Source organism: Pseudoalteromonas sp. Z1A2 (genome assembly GCF_011378755.1).
Lineage (GTDB): Bacteria > Pseudomonadota > Gammaproteobacteria > Enterobacterales > Alteromonadaceae > Pseudoalteromonas > Pseudoalteromonas distincta.
On the sequence record NZ_WTKX01000068.1, the window covers coordinates 1 to 1,741 of the forward strand.

Here is a 1,741-nt window from a genome sequence, read left to right on the forward strand (position 1 = left end):
TCACGAAATTCTGATGTATAGCGATTTGATTTTTTCATAGTTCCAGTTTCTCAAGTTATTGAGTCTCTGGCAAACACGGGGCGATTCAGTTATCCTTACCTTTACGTATTTCTATTAGCTTTAATATCGATGCATTAGTAAGCTCTTTAGCAAATTGAGAGTAATCTTGTGTAGGCGAGTATTTTGAAACTAAATCCTCATCTTCCTTTAGTAAATCGTCACTCATTAATATTCTAAGCGATGCAATTGCTAGACTTGCTTCTCTGTCTAAGCTCTTCATTAAATTTAATGTATTAAGTTTTTGAATTCCGGTAGTTATGTTGTTTTTCCGAAAGTCTTCAAGGGCTTCTAATAAAGGATGACTTATTGAACTCAGTGATACGTTGTCGTTAATTTCTAGTTTAAGTGTTTCTATAAAAACATCTGCACTAATGATCTTATTGCCACCAAAAGCATCACCTGAACTATTACTTGTTATGTTGTACGTTTCCATTATATCTCTTAAGAGGCATTAAACTTTTTATTCGAGAGCGAATATTCTCGTAAGCAAGGAGGAAAATGATCTTGTTTACTTATTATGATAAATAGTCTTACTGCCTATCACTTTGTCACCATAAAAAGCATCACCACTTCCATTAGCTGTAATGTTAATAACGGTCCCTGACTTTTCATTTAGTTGAATGATTAATTCTTGAAGGAGTCTAGAGGAATCTATTTGCGTAATTAGTTCGGCTTCAGATTCTAGATTTCTATATTGTTCTTTGGATAACTCCTCAGCTAAAACACTAGCCACCTTGTCTTCTATATAGACAATATTATCTAAGGCAGCTTTAATATAGCTCGCTGTTAGTTTTACAGAGGAAGACACTAAATCATATAATGCGCCACCAATAATAGCGCTGCTAACAAAATCCATTACTTTTTCCTTCAAAATTTTTAACTTTCAAATCAGCTCATCACTTGTTAAATGGAGTTTAGACGAAGTTCCAAAGCAAACAATTGTAATCTTAAACTATTATTAAATTACTTAGAACTTGGATTCTTTTTTAATAAAGTAGTAATACCAGCGCCTCCGCCAACAGCTAATGTAGAGCCCAATATTATTTTAACAAGATCGAATTGTTTTAATACCATTGCAGCCATTGTAAGCACGAAAACTAAAAGGATGACAACTAACAGAATAGATACAGACCTTTTATGTTGAGCATCGCTTAATTCAGAATCTAGCTTTTCCTGTTCTGCTTTATTATCAAAATATTTTTCAGCGGTAGCAAAGCCTTTTTCTGCGACCATCTCTATTGTTTCTGCAATAGTTTCTATATGTTTCATACGAACATTTAGCTGTTCAATACTTTTTGGTAAATCTTTTTCAACTTCTAATGTAGTGACTTTTTCCACAAAACTGCCTTATGCTCGTAACACTTTGTCAGGGAGCATTTCAATACTTTTAAATGAAATCTCCTTATTTTATTTACATCTATTAATAGCAAATAGCCTAAGTTATTACCATCTATAAATATTATTCTTTAAGTAGGCTGCTTATTTGACTTGAGGAAAAATTTCAGCCAATTTACAATTTAGCCGACAACAGTCAAGTTTAACTAAATTTTACTCTCGTAGAAATAAAGAAGTATTATAAAATCTAACATCCCTTTGAATCGCCCCGAGTTCATCGGAGACCAGTTTGTTTAAGTCAGGCCACTTTACCTGACTCGTTTAAATTATCATAGTAGTCTGTTTC

The 1,741-nt window shown here is 33.0% G+C and carries 3 protein-coding genes; all 3 read right to left on the minus strand.

The genetic code is table 11. The features are described 5' to 3' along the window. Nucleotides 1–85: 85 nt before the first annotated feature. The 3 genes from GQR47_RS20165 to GQR47_RS20175 all read right to left on the minus strand — a co-directional run bounded on the left by GQR47_RS20165 (nt 86) and on the right by GQR47_RS20175 (nt 1,398). Nucleotides 86–493 carry a hypothetical protein gene (locus GQR47_RS20165; RefSeq protein WP_165724401.1) on the minus strand — a complete coding sequence of 136 codons (408 nt, stop codon included), beginning with the start codon at nt 491–493 and terminating at the stop codon, nt 86–88. A gap of 75 nt (nt 494–568) precedes the next feature. Beyond that, entirely contained in the window at nt 569–916 is a 348-nt protein-coding gene (locus GQR47_RS20170) for a hypothetical protein (RefSeq protein ID WP_165722316.1), read from the minus strand. A gap of 107 nt (nt 917–1,023) precedes the next feature. Beyond that, complete coding sequence (locus GQR47_RS20175) at nt 1,024–1,398, minus strand: hypothetical protein (protein ID WP_165722318.1); 375 nt, start codon at nt 1,396–1,398, stop codon at nt 1,024–1,026. Between the last annotated feature and the right edge of the window lie 343 nt (nt 1,399–1,741).